Origin of the sequence: Pacificibacter maritimus, from assembly GCF_003814915.1 — a bacterium.
In the GTDB taxonomy this organism is placed as follows: domain Bacteria; phylum Pseudomonadota; class Alphaproteobacteria; order Rhodobacterales; family Rhodobacteraceae; genus Celeribacter; species Celeribacter maritimus.
In genome coordinates this window covers 329,110-348,233 of record NZ_RKQK01000002.1, presented here as the reverse complement: position 1 = coordinate 348,233, position 19,124 = coordinate 329,110, and the positions used below count along the sequence as shown (strand labels likewise).

The 19,124-nt window shown below is 51.9% G+C and carries 17 protein-coding genes; 4 read left to right on the top strand and 13 right to left on the bottom strand.

The features are described 5' to 3' along the window. Window positions 1-38: 38 nt before the first annotated feature. Entirely contained in the window at window positions 39-1,580 is a 1,542-nt protein-coding gene (locus tag EDD53_RS08225; protein WP_123792751.1) for an ATP-dependent DNA helicase, read from the top strand. Here EDD53_RS08225 and EDD53_RS08220 read toward each other — a convergent pair. From EDD53_RS08220 to trpS, 10 genes are all read right to left on the bottom strand, one after another. After that, window positions 1,577-2,320, bottom strand: a complete 744-nt coding sequence (locus EDD53_RS08220; RefSeq protein WP_246002301.1) for a TIGR02186 family protein — start codon at window positions 2,318-2,320, stop codon at window positions 1,577-1,579. The two genes, EDD53_RS08225 and EDD53_RS08220, sit on opposite strands and share 4 nt — an antisense overlap. Next, window positions 2,320-3,231 carry a sulfite exporter TauE/SafE family protein gene (locus tag EDD53_RS08215; protein ID WP_123792749.1) on the bottom strand — a complete coding sequence of 304 codons (912 nt, stop codon included), beginning with the start codon at window positions 3,229-3,231 and terminating at the stop codon, window positions 2,320-2,322. The genes EDD53_RS08220 and EDD53_RS08215 overlap by 1 nt, the downstream gene beginning before the upstream one ends. 124 nt (window positions 3,232-3,355) lie before the next feature. Beyond that, entirely contained in the window at window positions 3,356-4,507 is a 1,152-nt protein-coding gene (locus EDD53_RS08210; RefSeq protein WP_123792748.1) for an ABC transporter permease, read from the bottom strand. 2 nt (window positions 4,508-4,509) lie between these two features. Continuing rightward, window positions 4,510-5,607: an ABC transporter permease gene (locus EDD53_RS08205; protein WP_123792747.1), complete on the bottom strand. Its 1,098-nt coding sequence runs from the start codon at window positions 5,605-5,607 to the stop codon at window positions 4,510-4,512. 1 nt (window position 5,608) lies between these two features. After that, window positions 5,609-7,231: an ABC transporter ATP-binding protein gene (locus EDD53_RS08200; protein WP_425464051.1), complete on the bottom strand. Its 1,623-nt coding sequence runs from the start codon at window positions 7,229-7,231 to the stop codon at window positions 5,609-5,611. 12 nt (window positions 7,232-7,243) lie between these two features. Next, window positions 7,244-8,233, bottom strand: coding sequence for a BMP family lipoprotein (locus EDD53_RS08195; RefSeq protein WP_123792746.1), 990 nt, complete (start codon window positions 8,231-8,233; stop codon window positions 7,244-7,246). A gap of 215 nt (window positions 8,234-8,448) precedes the next feature. Continuing rightward, complete coding sequence (locus EDD53_RS08190) at window positions 8,449-8,826, bottom strand: GNAT family N-acetyltransferase (RefSeq protein WP_246002300.1); 378 nt, start codon at window positions 8,824-8,826, stop codon at window positions 8,449-8,451. Window positions 8,827-8,886: 60 nt separating this feature from the next. Beyond that, entirely contained in the window at window positions 8,887-9,450 is a 564-nt protein-coding gene (locus EDD53_RS08185) for a NifU family protein (protein WP_123792744.1), read from the bottom strand. A gap of 83 nt (window positions 9,451-9,533) precedes the next feature. After that, complete coding sequence (locus EDD53_RS08180) at window positions 9,534-9,989, bottom strand: universal stress protein (protein ID WP_123792743.1); 456 nt, start codon at window positions 9,987-9,989, stop codon at window positions 9,534-9,536. A 373-nt stretch (window positions 9,990-10,362) separates the two neighbouring features. Beyond that, window positions 10,363-11,379, bottom strand: a complete 1,017-nt coding sequence (gene trpS / locus EDD53_RS08175) for a tryptophan--tRNA ligase (protein ID WP_123792742.1) — start codon at window positions 11,377-11,379, stop codon at window positions 10,363-10,365. 77 nt (window positions 11,380-11,456) lie between these two features. On the opposite strand from trpS, the gene EDD53_RS08170 reads away from it, so the two are divergent. Further along, window positions 11,457-12,155: a rhomboid family intramembrane serine protease gene (locus EDD53_RS08170; protein ID WP_123792741.1), complete on the top strand. Its 699-nt coding sequence runs from the start codon at window positions 11,457-11,459 to the stop codon at window positions 12,153-12,155. Between the two features lie 14 nt (window positions 12,156-12,169). Here EDD53_RS08170 and murJ read toward each other — a convergent pair whose 3' ends face one another. From murJ to EDD53_RS08155, 3 genes are read right to left on the bottom strand one after another with little or no spacing between them, the layout of a single operon-like run. Continuing rightward, window positions 12,170-13,711: a murein biosynthesis integral membrane protein MurJ gene (murJ, locus tag EDD53_RS08165; RefSeq protein WP_123792740.1), complete on the bottom strand. Its 1,542-nt coding sequence runs from the start codon at window positions 13,709-13,711 to the stop codon at window positions 12,170-12,172. Then, entirely contained in the window at window positions 13,708-16,521 is a 2,814-nt protein-coding gene (locus EDD53_RS08160) for a [protein-PII] uridylyltransferase (RefSeq protein WP_123792739.1), read from the bottom strand. The genes murJ and EDD53_RS08160 overlap by 4 nt, the downstream gene beginning before the upstream one ends. Then, entirely contained in the window at window positions 16,481-17,665 is a 1,185-nt protein-coding gene (locus EDD53_RS08155; protein WP_123792738.1) for a penicillin-binding protein activator, read from the bottom strand. The genes EDD53_RS08160 and EDD53_RS08155 overlap by 41 nt, the downstream gene beginning before the upstream one ends. A gap of 109 nt (window positions 17,666-17,774) precedes the next feature. Between EDD53_RS08155 and rsmI the strand changes: the two genes are divergently transcribed. Continuing rightward, entirely contained in the window at window positions 17,775-18,644 is an 870-nt protein-coding gene (gene rsmI, locus EDD53_RS08150; RefSeq protein ID WP_123792737.1) for a 16S rRNA (cytidine(1402)-2'-O)-methyltransferase, read from the top strand. A 2-nt stretch (window positions 18,645-18,646) separates the two neighbouring features. Further along, a complete protein-coding gene (locus EDD53_RS08145; protein ID WP_342772302.1) occupies window positions 18,647-19,057 on the top strand; it encodes a YraN family protein in 411 nt (136 codons plus the stop codon). The last annotated feature ends 67 nt before the right edge of the window (window positions 19,058-19,124 follow it).

Genomic DNA, 19,124 nt, shown 5'->3' with positions numbered 1-19,124 from the left:
CACTAGCACCTTTTGCGCGGTCCCTATAGGGTCTGCGCATGTCAAAAAACCTTGTTACATATTCCGATGATCAGGCCGAAGCCTTTGATGCTATTAGCGCTGTTCTTAAGCGTGTTGGTGTTGATTTGGAGGACGGTATCATCACCGGAATGCCCGAAGATCAAGCACATGTGCGCGCTGTGATTGGCAAAGCGGGATCAGGTAAAACCTTGTTGCTATCAGAACTTTACACCGCCTTGGATGAAGCAGGTGTTGATATTGTTTCTGGGGATTACGAGGGAAAAAAACGCGTTGACAGGCGCACTCTTGCCATTCTTGCACCGACCAATAAGGCGGCTTCAGTGCTGCGCAATCGCGGCGTGCCCGCGACCACAATTCACCGTATCCTTTACACGCCAGTCTATGACCCCGATTATGAAAAGATTGCGGAATGGCTGGCGGGTGAAGCAGACCGACCCGAAATGGAAGATCTCGCGCCTGAGGCATTAGATCGCGCCTTTGCATTTTACCAGCTTAACAAATCCATTCCCGGAGCATTGGCGGCTGCGGGACTGCGTGGGTCTGATTTTATCACGGGTTGGAAACGCCGCGAAGACCCGTTGGATATCGGCTTTATTGATGAATCATCGATGCTGGACAAAAAGCAGTTTGAAGATCTACAAGACATCTTTCCCACCCTAGTGTTGTTCGGCGATCCCGCACAGCTGGCCCCTGTCAATCAGGCGGGCTCAATGGTCTTTGAGCAATTGCCAGACCCCGCGATTCATGTGCTCAACCGCATTCACCGCCAAGAAGCTGACAGTCCTATCTTGGATCTGGCTCATGCCTTGGCCGATCCCGCTTTGGGATATGATGATTTTGAACGCATGGTTGAAGAGGCATCGAAACAGGATGATCGTGTGGTTTATGCGCAGCGGGTTGAAAGCGACCTTATGGCGCGATCGCCCGCGCTGGTTTGGCGTAACGCGACCCGCATTCGCTTGATCCAAGCCTTTCGCAATGTCTACGGCGCGCCGAAAGATGAGCTTTTGGCGGGGGAGCCTTTGATTTGTGATGGTATCGAACTGCCAGCAAAACATCGTAAAAAGCGGCTGGATCTAGAAGCGCGTGGCCTGATTAAAGGCGCGCAAGTCGTGTATTTGGGGCCAGGGCGCAAGCCTGGTTTCTCACGTTTACACGTCATGGGCGCGCAAGATCCCAATATCTCTGCGGCCTCTATTGTTAAGATCGAATTCCCAGATGAAGAAGAACCTTTTATCCCTTTTGCCGCGCGCATGGGGGCTACATTTTTGCATGGCGCAGCTGTGACTATTCATAAAGCGCAGGGGTCACAGTGGGAAAATGTGCAAGTCTTTGCCCCTGACATCTTTGCTGCTGCAAGGGCAGGGCGTATGGAGGCGGGTATTCCTTTGTGGAAACGCTTGACCTATGTGGCGATCACGCGGGCTGAAAAACGACTGTTTTGGGTCACGCGTGCACGCCTTGCAAAGCCAGAAAACCAGCTGAGCGTTCAGGATTTGAAAGCCATCGAAGCGGCACCCCTATCGTTGCAAATGCAAGATGAAGCCAGCTTACTTTAGCGGCGCAATATTCTAAATATTTCCGATGCGCCCCATCCCGCAATTGCTGCCAAAAACAATGACAACAGGCCGTATAAGATCGCATTGTCATGGGCCAGATTGTAAAGCCAGCGTTCGATGCCGACCTTTTGCACCTCAATTTCTGTACGGTAATCATCAAGCACAGTGCCATTACGCGCCAATAAAATGCGCGTTATATATGTGCCTTCCACCAAGTTTGCAGGCAGGGCAATCGATGTGTTGAACAAGGTATCTTGGTTGAGTGTTACGCCGTCATTCGCACGCCTGTATAGCCCAGAGTCACGGCGAATACGCAAAAGTGCTTCGCGGGCAGGCAATCCACGGCGTTCACTTAAGATTTGTTCTTCTGCTGTGATTTTCCACAGCGCATCCGAAAGTGGGTTGAGTATGTCTTCGACAGGGCGGGTGGCGGCAACGCTGTAAAAACTTGGAGCAAGGCCCAGTTTTTCACTTTCGACGTTGATCCAAATGCCAAGCCTGCGATCCTTGCGCAAAATCGTTTCAATCTTTTCTGGACCCATCACCGTGACAATGACATCCAAGTCGCTGTCATCAGGGGCTGCAATGTCACGTTTAATAGCGCCGAAAATCAGAATTTCGGAGCCGTCAAAATTCGCTGTAATTGAAACGCGGTTTTGAGATAGGTCCGCCACGACTTCTTCGGCGGCAAGTTCAACGGCGAACAGAGCGAATAAAAATGACGTAAGTAAGACGCGCATCATAACACTCCGATTGAAAAGAGTTCACTTGGACGAATAAGCAGATCAAATCCAAGCTTGAGACAAACGGAAAGAACCAAAAGCGCCAACATGATACGCAATTGTTCGGCTTTTAAGCGCAGGCCGATTTGTGTGCCGATCTGTGCGCCGATCACGCCGCCAACCAGCAAAATCATTGCAAGCATCAAATCAACCGTTTGGTTGGTATAGGCGTGCAGCATTGTGTTGAATGACGTTGTAAAGATGATCTGAAACAGTGAGGTGCCGATCACAACTTTTGTCGGCATGCCAAGGATATAGATCATCGCGGGCACCATAATAAAGCCGCCACCGACCCCCATGATAGCCCCTAGCATCCCCACAACCAATCCTACGATAATTGGGGGTATGACCGAAATATACAGCCCCGAGGCGCGGAACTTCATCTTGAACGGAAGGTTGTGAACCCAAGTGTGTTTTGTGCGTTCGCGGGCCTTACCTGGACGGCCTTTTGACCGGCGTAAAGCACGTAAAGATTCGACCAGCATAAGCGCGCCAATGATGCCCAAGAATACCACGTAGCACAGCGTTACAAGTAAATCGACTTGGCCGAGCGCTTTCAGAACGTTGAAGATCTGCATCCCGATAGCGGAGCCAATAAGGCCCCCCGCAAGCAAAACCCAACCCATGCGCAAATCTACGGTTTTGCGTTTAAAATGCGCTAAAACGCCCGACACTGATGAGGCGACGATCTGATTGGCTGATGTTGCGACTGCGACAGCAGGCGGAATGCCGACAAAAAACAACAAGGGTGTGATGAGAAACCCGCCGCCCACACCAAACATGCCCGATAATATTCCCACAATACCGCCCAGTCCCAACAGGACAAATGCGTTTACGGAAACTTCGGCAATAGGTAGGAAAATCTGCATTCTTGGCTCTCATAGCTTGGTAACTATGGATGCAACGGTTTCAACCTTAGGTCAAACCCTGTTTCGTGATACGATGTATAACACGCACCCACGTGAACAGTTTTAACCCATTGTGATCATATGGTTAACGTTCCTTCACATAGGGTGTGCCGCTTGCGCGCGGCGGGATAGCCTTGCCAATGAAGCCCGCTAATATAACGACGGTCAAAATATAAGGCAGCGCTTGCATGAATTGCACCGGCAAAGCGAAGCCAAACAGAGGCAGATCCATCGCACGGATTGCAGTTGTCGCAACCAATACTGCCCCCACGCTCAAGCACGCGATGAAAGGCTTTGCCAAGTCACGCACTGAAATGGTGCTCAGAGCTACACGAATGATTTGCACTGCCAAGACAACGGCCAAAGCTGCAAAGCCTAATAGTGAAAACAGTTCGACGAAATCAAGAAACTGGATGTTTTGATAGCGGTTGCCAACAGCTTCCAACAAGCCAAACAACAAGGTCGCTGAGAGTGCATACCAAGGGCGCCACTTGGCGAAAATCAAAGCAGCAAGGGCGATATAGCCACGCCCTGCTGACATATCTTTGACAAACCCTGCCGCCAACGAGGCCAAATATGTACCCGCAAGGCCACAAAGTGCCCCTGCAATAATCAGGGCAATGTAACGCAAGCGCACCACAGAAATACCTGCCGTATCCACAGCACTTGGGTTTTCACCCACAGCGCGCAGGCGCAGGCCAAACCGCGTGCGGTAGAGCACCCACCAAGAGATCGGCACAGCCAAAAGGGCGATATAGGTCAAGGCTGTATGCCCTGAGATCAATTCGTCATAGGCTGGGCCAAAGGCAGGAATTTTCGACATGGCGTCAGAAAATGGCAGGTTCCATTCGCCGAAACGAGCGTCAGTCGGCAGTGACGGAGTGCGCCCCCCAAGCCGGAACCAACTTTGACCTATCACCACAGTCAGACCCGCGGCTAAAAAGTTTAGGGCAACGCCTGAAATCAATTGGTCGCCTTGAAACGTGATTGAAGCAAGCCCGTGCAGCATGGAAAACAGCATGGATGCCGCGACGCCTGCAAGCAGGCCAAGCCAGATTGAACCCGTTGTATAGGCGACAGCACCAGATAGAAAGGCCGCGGCTAAAAGTTTACCTTCGAGGCCGATGTCAACGATGCCCGCACGTTCTGAAAATAGCCCTGCCAAACAGGTCAGCAATAAAGGCGTTGCAAGACGCAGAGTACTGTCGAGGATTTGTAGGATGGTCAGGAAATCCATGATCAAGCCTCCTTAGCTTTGCGCAGGGCAAGGAATAGTTTTTCAAGCGGGCGGCGGACCATATTGTCTAGCGCACCTGTGAACAAGATAACCAAACCTTGGATCACCATGACCAATTCGCGCGGAATAGATTCCCATAAATTCAGTTCCGCGCCACCTTGCACCAAAAACCCAAACAACAAGGCAGCTAAAACGATACCAATCGGGTGATTGCGACCCATCAAGGCCACTGCGATGCCGATAAAGCCCGCGCCTTCTGGTGCATTGTCAATCAGGCGCTCTGCTTCGCCCATGACATTGTTGATCGCCATCAGGCCACACAGGGCACCTGAAATCAACATCGCAATGATGGTGATACGCACAGGGTTGATGCCAGCGTATTTTGCAGCAGTTTCAGAGGCGCCAAAGGACCGAATTTCAAATCCCAAGCGGGTCTTCCATATCAAAACCCAAAATCCAACTGCAGCCAGCAGGGCGATCAAAAATGCAATATTTGCAGGTGAATTCGCGCTGAATTCAATGCCAAAAGGGGCCAACATATCGTGGAAATTCGGCAGGTGAGCCCCGTCTGGAAACCCCGCGCTTTCGGTCGACATTGAACCTGGAACTTTTAGAAAGTTGATCAGCAGGTAGCCGACGAAAGCCGATGCAATAAAGTTGAACATCATCGTGGTGATCACGATATGTGACCCCCGCTTGGCTTGCAGATAGGCAGGAATAAAGGCCCAAGCTGCGCCAAATACAGCACCACCTATCATGGCGGCAGGCAGGGCAATGGCCCAATGCGGCCAATCAATTGCAAGGCAAACCAAAGCAACGCCCACGCCGCCGAGCATCACTTGCCCTTCGCCGCCGATGTTGAACAACCGCGCTTGATAGGCGACCGCGATGGCAAGGCCGGTAAAGATAAAGTTGGTGGTGTAATACAGCGTGTAGCCCAAGCCATTGGTAGACCCAAAAGCCCCTTGAACCATCGTTTGCACTGCCACGACAGGATCTTTGCCAATGGCCATAATCATCAAGCCAGACAGGATGAAAGCCAACAAAAGTGAGATAAATGGAATTAGAATGGCATCTGCCCATTTCGGCATTGCTTGCATGTTATGCGTCCCCAGACTGTGCGGCGTCTGCGCCGTTATTGATACCCGCCATCAACATGCCAAGCTCACGTTCGTCTGTTTCTGCTGGCAGGCGTTCGCCCATGATCTTGCCGTCAAACATGACCGCAATTCGATCAGAAAGACTTAGGATTTCGTCTAGCTCGACCGAGACCAGCAAAATGGCTTTGCCTTGATCACGTAGAGCGACGATTTGCTGATGAATGAATTCGATAGCGCCAATATCGACGCCACGCGTGGGTTGACCGATCAAAAGCAAATCTGGATTGCGTTCGATTTCACGGGCCAGAACGATCTTTTGCTGATTGCCACCTGAGAAACTTTTCGCGGGCAGTTTTTCATTCAACGGGCGCGTGTCAAATCGTTCCATCTTGTCATAGGCGATTTGCTTGATCTTGGCAGTGTCCATGATCAGCCCGTTTTTCTGGTATTCAGGATCATGATGGTAACCAAACATGATGTTTTCCCAAGCGGAAAACTCAAGAATCAGGCCTTCGTCGTGACGATCTTCGGGCACATGGCCAATGCCTTTTTCGCGCCGCGATTGTCCATCTGACGCGTTGCCTGTTAGATCCAGTTCTTCGCCGTTCATGCGGATCACACCTGTGCCCACTTGATAGCCGCCAAGGACTTCTAAAAGTTCAGTCTGGCCATTGCCGGCGACACCAGCAATTCCCAAGATCTCCCCTGCGCGCACCTGTAAATCAATGCCCTTCACGCGGATCACACCTTGGGCGTCGACGACTGTCAGGTTCTCAACTTCTAAGATTGGTGTGCCTGGCGCTGCGGGTGTTTTTTCAACTTCCAACAAAACCTTACGCCCGACCATCAGTTCGGCCAAAGCTTCGGGAGATGTTTCAGAGGTTTTCACGGTATCCGTCATTTCGCCGCGCCGCATCACAGAAACTGAGTCAGTGACATCCATGATTTCGCGCAGTTTGTGGGTGATCAAAATGATGGTCTTGCCTTGTTCTTTGAGCCCCTGCAAAATGCGAAACAGGTGGTCTGCTTCTGCTGGCGTTAAAACGCCTGTGGGTTCATCAAGGATCAAGATATCGGCTTGGCGATACAACGCCTTGAGAATCTCGACCCGTTGTTGGTGACCAACAGAGAGATTTTCAACCAAAGCATCTGGATCGACAGAAAGTTCGTATTCGTCAGAGAGCTGTTGTAACAGCTTGCGCGCCTTGCCCAAAGACGGTTTCAACAGCGCGCCTTCTTCGGCGCCCAAAATTACATTTTCCAAGACTGTAAAGTTTTCAACCAGCTTGAAGTGTTGGAACACCATGCCGATGCCTGCGTTGATCGCGGCTTGGCTGCTCGTGATTTGCACCTCTTGGCCATTGATCAAAACGGTGCCACTGTCAGCTTTGTAAAAACCGTACAAGATCGACATAAGCGTGGATTTACCCGCGCCATTCTCACCGATTATGCCATGTATTGTCCCTTTGCGCACCGATATCGAAATATCTTTGTTCGCTTGCACGGGACCAAAAGCTTTGGAAATTCCACGCAGCTCAATCGCGAGTGGATCGGACATAGACGCAGTTTGGGGTGAAGATGGGGCGGCAGATGTCTGCCGCCCCTGTGAGGTTGTCACAACCATTTCAAACCAGCCTTAGTAAGAAGGACAAGTTTCATCGGACATGTAATCGTGCACAACGATTTCACCCGAAATAATCTTAGCTTCTGCATCAGCCAAAGCTGCTGTCATTTCGTCAGTCATCAAAGATGCATTGTTGTCATCCATAGCGACACCAACGCCGCCGTTTGAAAGACCCATAACACTAAAGCCAGTTTCAAGCGCATCACCTTGCATGAAGGCATCGTAAACGGCGTTATCAACGCGCTTGACCATTGATGTCAAAACAGTGCCTGGCTGAAGGTAGTTTTGGTTGCTGTCCACGCCGATGGCCAAGATGCCTTCGTCTTTGGCGGTTTGAAGCACGCCAAGACCGGTGCCGCCTGCCGCAGCAAAGACAACTTCAGAGCCTGCAGCTTTTTGTGCACGTGTCAGTTCGCCACCTTTAATAGGGTCGTTCCAAGCCGCTGGCGTTGTGCCTGTCATGTTGACGATCACTGTGCCATCAGGTTTCACAGATTTGAAACCCTGAGCATAGCCACATGCGAATTTGGAAATCAACGGCATGTCCATGCCGCCAATGAATGACACTGTGTCGCCCTCAGCCGCGTAAGCTGCTGCAACACCAACCAAGTAAGACCCTTCATGTTCAGAGAAGACAACGGATTTCACGTTTGGCGCGTCGACAACCATGTCGATGATTGCGAATTTTGTATCAGGGAAATCGGCCGCAACTGTTTCAAGTGCTGTGGCAAAGTTGAAGCCGGCCATAACAACTGGGTTGTAACCACTTTCGGCAAAACGGCGTAGAGCTTGCTCGCGCTGTGCATCGGATGTGAGTTCAACATCGCGATATGTGCCGCCAGTTTCTGCAGCCCAACGTTCAGCGCCATTATATGCAGATTCGTTGAATGATTTGTCGAACTTACCGCCTAGATCAAAGATCAAAGCAGGGTCAGCCAAAGCTGCGCCCGAAGTCAAAGCTAAAGTCGCCGCCGCGCCAAGGAAGGATTTCATCAGGGTCATAGTCGTCTCCCGTAGAGTTTATATTGGGACCTGCATTTCTGCTGTGTCCAGAAATTGGTTAAGATATGCCTTTTCGGTATACCCCCAAAACCACGTTGGATGGTTTCAGTCACCGTTGGATTAGGACGTGTTGCAGCGAGGGGGTCAATAAGAATTTTACCATTTGGTCGCAAGTGACGCTAAGTTTCGAAAAACATGCCTCACTTGCTGCAAACTTATACCTTTACGAGAGGCTTTGACAGCACAAGTGCATCGACTTTAGCGCCGTCTGCATCTGTGTAATAGCCACGGCGTGTGCCAGATTCGCTGTAGCCGTGAGACATATAGAGTTTGATTGCTGTATGGTTATTCGCTGCGACTTCCAAAAATGAAACCTCGGCGCCGCGCGCGGCTGCTGCGTCTTCGTAAGATTGCAAAGCTGTGCGCCCCAATCCTTGTCCTTGAGCGCGAGGATCAACCGCAAGGGTCAACAGTTCGGCTTCACCTACGACAACGCGCCCCATGGCAAAGGATGGCCCTGCGCCGTAGAAACAAAACACATCTGACAATGCCAAAAGCCCCGCGAACTCGGTCTCAGACCAAGGGCGGGGCATTGAAAAGCAGGCTTGATGAAGCGCCGCAAGATCTGCATGTGTCAGGTCATGCGCCATTGGTTAGGCAGCGACAGGACGCACTTCGAGCACTTCTGGAATGTAATGGCGCAGCAAGTTTTCGATGCCCATTTTCAAGGTCAGAGTCGAAGAAGGGCACCCTGCGCATGCACCTTGCATGTGCAAGTAAACAACGCCCTTTTCGAAGCCATGAAATGTGATGTCACCACCGTCTTGTGCAACGGCTGGGCGCACGCGGGTGTCCAGAAGTTCTTTGATTTGGTCAACTATGTCACTGTCAGGGCCATCATGCGCGGCGTGTCCCGCAGGGGAGCCGCTTTCACCTTCCATCACAGGGTCGCCAGATTGGAAATGTTCCATGATCGCGCCGAGCAAAGCGGGCTTGATGTGATCCCAATCCGTTTCGTCATTTTTTGTGACGGTCACAAAATCAGTGCCGAAGAAAACGCCAGCGACATTGCCGACTGCGAAGATGCGCTTTGCCAAAGGAGATGCGGCTGCGGCTTCAACAGTTGTGAAATCAGCGGTGCCTGCGTCCAAAACGTTTTGGCCGGGCAAGAATTTCAGCGTCGCGGGGTTTGGCGTGGATTCGGTTTGAATAAACATGATCGGCTTTCCTTACTGGTCTTGTCGGATATGGGGCCTTAACGGACAAAAGTCAATATTTAGAACGTTTCTAAAGTGTGACTTTAGGTGATCGCCTCAAGCCGTTCTTTAGACATTTCTCCCGGGACCAAGGTCATAGGAATTGGCAAAAACCCCGCCTGTTTTGTCAGGGCTGAAATCAACGGACCTGGCCCTTGTTTTTCAGTACCCGCGCCCAAAACGAGCACACCCACGTCAGTGTCATCCTTTACTTGCGCTAAGATTTCAGACACTGGTTCGCCCTCGCGGATCACCAATTCAGGATCGATTCCTTGTTTGTCACGCATCCATTTGGCAAAGACTTCGAAGTGCACGACAATACGTTCGCGCGCTTCTTCGCGCATAATATCGGCAACCCCGATCCAATGGTTGAATTCATCAGGCGGAATCACAGACAGAATTTGCACCCCGCCGCCCGTGTTTTTTGCGCGCATCGCAGCAAAGCGCATCGCATTGAGGCATTCGCGACTGTCATCCAAGACCACTAGAAACTTCCGCATGCTCACAGGCTTTCACTCCCTTAACCTTCTAAGTCGACCAGCTTTAACGCGATGATGGCGAAGTGCATGAGGTTGCGCAAGTGAATCCGTATAAAAGAACACCCCCAGCCTGTTCAGCTGAGGGTGCAAATAAACAACGCCAGCGACATCGTTGGGGACAATTCGATGAGATAGATGCGCCTGCCGCAATGGGGGCTTGGCATGGCGATGCATCTGCGCCGTGACGTATGCCCCCTATGTTAGCCAAGTTTGGATTCAGTTTTATGACGCCATCTGAATACGGGCAGTGTCGATTTGCGGCCCCCACATGCGAAAGGGCGCCCTGATCGGCGCCCTCTATTGTATTTTCCGTCATCTGGGGTTGGCGCGGTGCTTAACGCACAAAGCCCATGATATCGAAAGTCTTGTCCAAGATCGGGCCAGAAATTGCCTTGGCCTTAGCAGCCCCTTTGGCCATGATGCGGTCAATTTCAGCGGGGTCATCCATGAAGCGCTGCATTTCAGTGGAAATCGGTGCAAGCTTTTCAACCGCCAAATCCGCCAAGGCAGGTTTGAATTTACCCCAGCCTGCGCCCGCATATTCGGCCACAACTTGTTCATTGGTCATATCGCTTAGAGCTGCATAGATGTTCACAAGATTGCGCGCCTCAGGGCGACCCTCCAAGCCTTCCAAAGTTTCAGGAATGCCATCTGGATCTGTTTTGGCCTTTTTGAATTTTTTCGCGATCTTATCGGCGTCATCGGTCATGTTGATGCGCTCCATATCGGACTCGCCAGATTTGGACATCTTTTTCGTGCCATCGCGCAGGTTCATCACCCGCATTGCAGGACCTTCGATCACAGGAGTGGTTTCAGGGAAGAAATCCACTTTGTAGTCGTGATTGAATTTGTTGGCGATATCGCGTGTCAGCTCAACGTGCTGCTTTTGATCCTCGCCCACAGGCACATGTGTCGCGTGATAGGCCAAAATATCAGCCGCCATCAAAGCAGGGTAGGCATACAGACCCAAAGACACGCCCTCGGCATTTTCACCAGCTTTGTCTTTGAACTGAGTCATGCGGTTCATCCAACCAACGCGCGCGACACAGTTGAACAGCCAGCCGAGTTCAGCATGGGCCGACACGCGGGACTGGTTGAACAAGATCGATGTGTCAGGATCAATGCCTGATGCAAGGTAGCCCGCTGCAACTTCACGGGTTGCATGTTGCAGGTCCTTTGGATCTTGCCAAACAGTCACGGCGTGCATGTCGACCACGCAATAAATGGTTTCAAACTCACCGCCTTGCATATCTACGAAACGCTTGATCGCGCCCAAGTAGTTGCCAAGGGTGAGGCCGCCCGAAGGTTTGATTCCCGAAAAAACGCGGGGGGTAAAGGCTGGCTTGTCCATTTGGAACTCCGTCACTGGATTATTGAGTGCTCATGGCTTACCTATGCCAAGCAATAGCGTCAAGGAAGCCAAACAAAATGTCCGATCAGTCCCCGTTTAATCAAACTGAAATGCCCTTTAACGCACTGCCGCCTGCGGTCATTGCCTTGGCGCTTTTAATTGGAGGCATCGAACTTCTATTCCAGATCGGATCTTACGGCATCATTGGCGGCCCTGAGGCGATAGGTTGGCGCGTCGCCGCAATGGAAGATTTTGGTTTTTTCAATTCCGTTTTTGAAGCAATGCGTGATCAAAACACTTGGCCGTTGGAACATGTGATCCGCTTTCTCAGCTACAGCGTGATCCACGTGTCATTTGTGCAGGTTCTCATGGCCATTGTATTCATTCTTGCGCTGGGCAAAATGGTGGGGGACGTGTTTGGCAATCTGGCCTTTATCGCGGTTTTCGCGGTGGCGACGATTGTGGGCGCTTTGGCTTTCGGGCTTTTCCTAAACTCTAGCGTCCCGTTGCTGGGCGCATACCCTGGAGCATATGGATTGATCGGGGCCTATACGTTTATCTTGTGGATCGGCCTTGGAGCGATGCATGAAAACCAGATGCGCGCTTTTTCTTTGATCGGCTTTTTACTGGCGATCCAGCTGATTTGGGCGCTGTTTTTTGGCAGTGATCCAACTTGGGTGGCTGAAATCGCGGGATTTGTTGTGGGGTTTGTCGTGTCACCTCTTTTGGTTCCAGGCGCATTTCCTCGGATTCTAGCAAAGCTGCGCAAACGTTAGAGCCAAGGGGGCGCTTAGCGGCCGCGCTTCATAGACGATTTTATGTCTCGCAAGTTGAGCGCTCCGATCGCTTGCCCGATGCCGAAATACGATACAATGCCCAAGGCAATCAGGATAAGTGTTGCCAGCAGGCGCGAGAAATCAAACACAGGGGCCAATAAAATTTGAGTGCCGTACAAAAGCGCGCCCATAGCCAAAGCCGCAAGTAGGATGCGCGGTGCACGTTTGCGTAATTGTGCATCTGATGTGACATCTTCGCCCATGGATGCTTTTCCGATGAAAAGTAAAATCACCATGCTCCATGCGGCCAAAGATGTGGCGACTGCAGCCGCGAGATAGCCGATCCAAAACGACAAACCGATGGCAAGCGCTGCGTTGACCACCATAGAATATACTGCAAAACGAAACGGCGTTTTGGTGTCTTCTCGGGCAAAATAAAGTGGCTGTAAAACTTTTTGGATCACAAAGGCAGGCAAGCCCAACCCGTAAATCGCCACAGCCAGAGCAGTGGCTTGCGCGTGTTCGGGCGTAAAAGCGCCGCGTTGGAATAAGACTCCAATCAAAGCTTCGGGCATAACGATGAGCGCGACAGCCGCAGGGATGGTGAGCAATAATGCAAATTCAAAAGCGCGGTTATAAGCACTGCGTGCGCCTGCGCGGTCTCCAGCTTGCAAGCGGCGCGATAGATCGGGCAAAAGCACCACACCGATGGCAATCGCGACGACCCCCAAGGGCAGTTGATACAGGCGATCCGCAAGATTGAGATACTGTAATGCGCCCGCTTCAGAAAATGACGCAACCTGTCGCCCGACCAACAAGTTGATTTGCACAACGCCCCCCGCAAGGGCGGCTGGACCAGCCAAGATGAGTAGTTTTTTCAATTCTGGCGTCATGCGCGGCAAGCGTGGTCGGATCGAAAATCCAGCTTTACTGGCGGCCACCCAAACGATCAAAAGCTGAGCTGCCCCTGCGACTGGCACAGCCCACACCAAGGCCGTGCCCACATCAAAGCCTGCAAAATGCGCAACAACCATCGCAAGCGATAAAATGATGTTCAACATAACGGGGGCGGCGGCCGCTGCGGCGAAGCGCCCCGTGGCGTTCAAAATTCCCGAAAACAATGCGCCCAGTGAAATGAACAAGACGTAAGGAAAGGTGATGCGCCCGTAATGCACAGCCAAATCAAAGCGGCTGTCGCCGATAAAACCAGCGGCCATCGCAGATACCAGCAATGGCATAAATATCATTGCCGCTATCGTCAAAACCAACAGCAGCCCTGCTAAAGCTGATAGGGTGTCTTCGGCAAAACCACGTGGGTTGTCTTGGGCTTCGACCTTTTTTGAAAACAATGGGACGAATGCCACATTTAAAGTGCCTTCCGCAAAAAATCGGCGGAACATGTTGGGCAAAGAAAACGCGACGACAAATGCTTCGGCAGCGGGGCCAGCCCCCAGATAGGCAGCGATCAGCGCGTCACGAACAAAGCCCAAAACGCGGCTCATCAAGGTCCAGCCGCCAACGGTTAAAAAACCGCGCATCAATCTGATCGGTTTCATGCGTCACTGGCGCGGCGCGCCCCTTTATCCATCGCTTCGCGCAATTTTTTGGCCAGCGCTTCTTGCTTGGCAATCGCGTGGATTTTCATCCCGAACATATCCTTTACATAAAACACATCGACGACCTGCGCCCCGTAGGTGGCGATTTGCGCACTGGCAATCGAGATATGATTTGACGCCATAGATTTTGTGAGATCGTGCAGCAACCCCGCGCGATCACGCGTGTCGACTTCGATGATCGTGAAAATTTCAGAACCTTCATTGTCAAAGGTGATCGATGTGGGAACGCGGAATTTGCTTTCGCGTTTTTTGATTTTGTCACGCGACACAAGTGCTTCGCTTGCAACAACTTCGCCCATCAGCGTTTTCTTGATCATCTGTTTCAAGCGCGGCAAACGGGATTTTTCATAGGGATGCCCATCAGCATCTTGAACCCAAAACGCAGCCGTCGCGTAGCCATCTTTGGTCGTATAAGTGCGCGCATCTACGACATTCGCCCCCACCAAAGCCAAAGCGCCAGCGAGGCGCGAAAAAATACCAGGATGGTCGACAATGGCAAAACAGGCGCGGGTCGCATCACGATCGTGGTCTGGTTTCAGATCGATCTTGATTTCGTCGTCTTTGATGTCTTTGAGCAAGTTGGCCATCACCAAATGTGCAGCAGTCGGCAGACCTTGCCAATAGGGGCCATAGTGGCGCCCGACCTCGGCACGAATGCTCTTAACGGGCCAGCCCGCAAGCATTTCGCGCAGCGCTTTTTTGGCTTCGCTTTCGCGCGTTTGCCTGTTGATGGCCTCAAGCCCGTGTTCAAGCGCTTCCATCGTCTGGGCATAAAGGTTACGCAACAACACGGCTTTCCAGTTATTCCAAACATCAGGGCCAACACCGCGGATATCGCAGACCGTGAGCACGGTCAAAAGGTCAAGTCGCTCTCGGGATTTTACGGCTTTGGCAAAATCACGAACAGTACGCGGATCAGACAGATCACGCTTTTGCGCGATATCTGACATAAGCAAATGATACCGCACCAGCCATTCAACGGTTTCGCATTCGGCGGGCTTTAGTCCCAGCCTTGGGGCAACTTTGCGCGCGATCTGCGCGCCGATGATCGAATGATCTTCTTTGCGTCCCTTGCCGATGTCATGCAGCAAGGCCGCAACATAAAGAACTTTGCGGTTGATGCCACGCTCTAGGATACTTGAGGCGACAGGCAGTTCTTCGACCAATTCGCCACGCTCGATCTGCGCGAGAACGGAGACCACTTGGATCGTGTGCTCATCCACAGTGTAGCTATGGTACATGTTGAATTGCATCATTGCCACAATGTGCTGGAACTCTGGAATAAATGCCCCGAGCACGCCCATTTCATTCATGCGGCGCAACCCGCGTTCGGGGTTGCCGTGGTTGAGCAAGATGTCCAAAAAGATCTTTTTCGCATCACTGCGCGCGCGAAAATCATCATCGAATAAATCAAGATTGGCGGACAAAAGACGCAACACGTCAGGATGGATGAGGTGCCCAGTTCGCAGCGCTTCGCCGAATATCCGTAGCAGGTTGATCTTGTCATCCAAGAAGGCCTGCGGATCTTCGATATTGAGCCGCCCGCGTTGTACGATATAGCCTGCGGTGGTTTTACGCTTGCGTTTGAAAAGTCGTTGCAACGCGGGCTCTGATTTGACGTGCAGTTCCTCAAGTGAGGTCATGAAAACACGGGTCAATTCGCCCACACGCGTGGCATGGACAAAGTAGAATTGCATAAAGTGTTCAACAGCGCGCCGACCAGAATGGTCAATGAACCCAAGGCGTTCTGCCACATCGACTTGCATGTCAAAGGTCAGTTGCTCCATTGGGCGCTTGGCCAATAGGTGCAGCTGATTGCGGGTGGCGTGTAAAAAGGTTTCTGCCTCGTCGAACTCGCGATACTCGTCTGCGGTGAACACACCCGCCTGCACAAGGTCAGCAGGGTCACGCACGCCGTGCACATATTTGGCAATCCAGAACAAAGACTGCAAATCGCGCAAACCGCCTTTGCCTTCTTTAATATTCGGCTCAACCATATAACGCTGGCCGCCTTGTTTTTTGTGGCGGTCATCGCGTTCAGCGAGCTTGGCTTCGATAAATTCAGGGGCTGTGTTTTTAAACAAATCGTCGCGCAGCTTTATGCGCAATTCTGTTGTCAGTGCCTCGTCGCCAGCCAAGTGACGCAACTCAAGCATGGCTGTGCGAATAGTGAAATCTTCTCTACCCAGCCGCATACATTCGCGCACTGTGCGCGATGCATGTCCCACCTTCAGGTGCATATCCCAAAACATGTACAACATGCTTTCGATGACCCGTTCCAACCAGCCTGTGATTTTATGCGGCGCGAGGAACAACAGATCCACATCGGAATAAGGCGACATTTCTGCGCGCCCATACCCGCCCACAGCCAAAACTGCGATTTGTTCGTGTTCATCTGTGTCGGGGTGCAAGCGGTGCTGCGCCACATATAAAACCGATGTGACCAAGCAATCCGTCAGCCACGCATAGGCATGGGTTGCAGGGCGCGCATTTCGCGGCGCTTGCATCACGGCGCTTTCAATGGCCGCACGCCCCTGTTCGTTGGCTTGCGTCAAAACCTGTACAGTCGCAGCGCGTAGATCGCTTTCACTCGAGGCATGCGCAAAGGCAGCCTCAAGTGCAGCGTCGACCGCAGCTATGTCAAATATCGCCGAAGGGGCGCAGATTATGCTCTCCGGTGCGGGCGGGACAAAAGAAGCGAGTGTTGGTTTAGAAGCCAGCGCCGCCAAAGGTTCTTGGTGCGGGGTCAATCTCGATCACCTGATTATTTTGAATGGTTGCGACCGATAGGCCACGTTCGTTTGTACCGTCGGCTTTGAGGCGGAAGATACCGTTAACACCGACAAATCCAGAGCCACGGGTGAGCGCTTGTTTGGTCAAAGCTTGCGAGTCGCCAGATTTTGCCAAAGCACCAATCGCCGCGATGCCGTCATAAGCCAGACCCGCTAATGAATGTGGCGCTTGTCCGTAAGCTGCTGTGTAGCGGTTGGAAAAGTTTTGAACCAAGCGTTGATCAGGAATTGCGAACCAGCTGTCTTGAAGACCTGGCAAGGAAACTGATGAGGCAGGGAAATTCCAGCGTTGCAAGCCGATGTACTGTGTGCCGGGAGATTTTATGCCGTTTTCAGGTAGCATCTGCGCCAACAGTGGCATTGCGCCGTCATTGCCTGAGGTGAAAAACACTGCATCCGCGCCGGAAGACCGTACAGCACTTGCGATTGGGCTGATGGCTTGCACCACACCTTGTTGGCTCAACTCAAAGCTTTTCTCGCCAGCAAATGTTGCGCCATTACGGGCGATTGCAGTTTTGATTGCTGTCGCACCCGCCATTTCAGCAGGGCTTTGAGCATTCACAACCAAAATACGTTTTTTGCCGTTCTGAGACGCATATTTCACCAGACGGTTTGCTGTATTGTCAAAGGTGGACCCAAGAATAAATACATTGCCGCCGGCGACTGTCGGGTTGTTTGAAAAGGCCAAAACATTCACGCCAGCGTTTGCGGCAGGGATGCCAGCCAATTTTGCCGATCCGCCATAAACTGGCCCCAGAATGATTTTAGCGCCATCTGTCACAGCGCGTGTCGCAGCCGCAGATGCCCGCTCTGCTTGGCCTCCTGTTGCATAGACTCGCAGGTCGATGTTCACGCCATCCAAATCTGCCATCGCCAACCGTGCTGCGTTTTCGATAGATTTCGCCATGCTGTTATCGGCAGATTGCGCGGATTCGTATGGCACCAGAAGTGCGACAGGAATCGGTTTATCTGTGTTGATGCTTGGCCCATTTGACGAGGGCGCTGGAAACATGCTTGGATCACAGGCCGCTAAGGTCAAAAAAGACACAACGGCAGTAACTTTAACGAGCGACTTGCGGGCGGTGCTCAGAACAGCGAACATAGGGGAACCTCACTCCTGTCGGTGACAGCTTAAATGGCAAACATTTCATTGGTTGTAAGACTATGCGACCGTGCCACAAGAGTAAACGCCGCAAAGACTTGGAAATCCCTTGGACTTCGAGATAAAGCACCTTCCCGCTGGTTTGCACTTCGTTGCAACTCCCATTGGCAATGCCCGTGATATTACACTGCGCGCCCTTGATACATTGGCGTCTGCTGATGTTTTGGCCGCAGAAGACACGCGGACCCTGCGCCGCCTCATGGATATGCATGGTGTGCCTTTGGGGACACGCAAGATGATCGCCTATCATGATCAAAATGGTGCGAAAGCGCGTCCCAAACTTTTGGCACTCATGGCAGAAGGCAAATCAGTCGCTTATGCATCTGAGGCTGGCACACCTTTGGTGGCTGATCCGGGATTCGTTTTATCGCGTGAAGCTTTGGCTTTAGGGTATTTTGTCACTTCGGCTCCGGGGCCTTCTGCGATGATCGCTGCTTTGACAATCGCTGGATTGCCCTCAGATCGGTTTTTGTTTGCCGGATTTCCGCCCTCTACAGGTGGCGCGCGCAAGACCTTTTTTAAAGAATTCGGCCCTGTTCAGGCGACTTTGGGATTTTATGAAAGCCCAAACCGTATTTACAAAACGCTAACTGAATTGTGCGAACTTTATGGGGCGCAGCGCAAAGTTGCGATTTGTCGCGAGATTACGAAACGGTTCGAAGAGGTGATCAGCGGCACTTTGGGCGAGCTATGCGAAAGCTTGAAAGACCGCAACTTTAAGGGCGAAATCGTTTTGCTGGTTGCGCGTGCTGAAGCAGTTGAAGCCAGCGAAGAAGATTTAGAAGCCGCTTTGGATGCCGCGCTGGCCGAAATGTCAGTGAAAGATGCCGCAGCAACCGTCGCCCAAGCTTTGGGGATGCCCAAGCGGCAAGTGTATCAAACAGCCTTGGAACGATCGAAGGCACTTAAAGACGAATAGCTATGACTATGACCAGCGACAGGCCTTGGCACCCATCCATCACCGGAGATGACCGCAAGGCGCGGGGGAGTTTGGCCTATCTGTCAGGTCTGGCAGGCGAAAATGCGGTTTGCGCCCAATATGAGGCACGCGGGTACAGGCTTTGTGAAACGCGCTGGCGAGGTCGCGCAGGAGAAATTGATCTGATTTTTGAAAAATCAGACATGTTTATCTTTGTCGAAGTAAAAACATCGCAAAGTTTGGCACGTGCTGCGGACAGTCTATCTGCGCGTCAGTTGGGGCGTATTTGCACCAGCGCACAGGATTACATCGCACAAACACCTCAAGGTACGCTGGCAGACATGCGCATAGATGTCGCCTTGGTTGACGCAAAAGGTGCAATCGAAATTATCGAAAACGCATCAATCTTGTGATTTTAAACCGAAACATAGCCATTGATCGCGGCCAACCATTGAATGAAAGCCCGTGGTGGTCCATCTA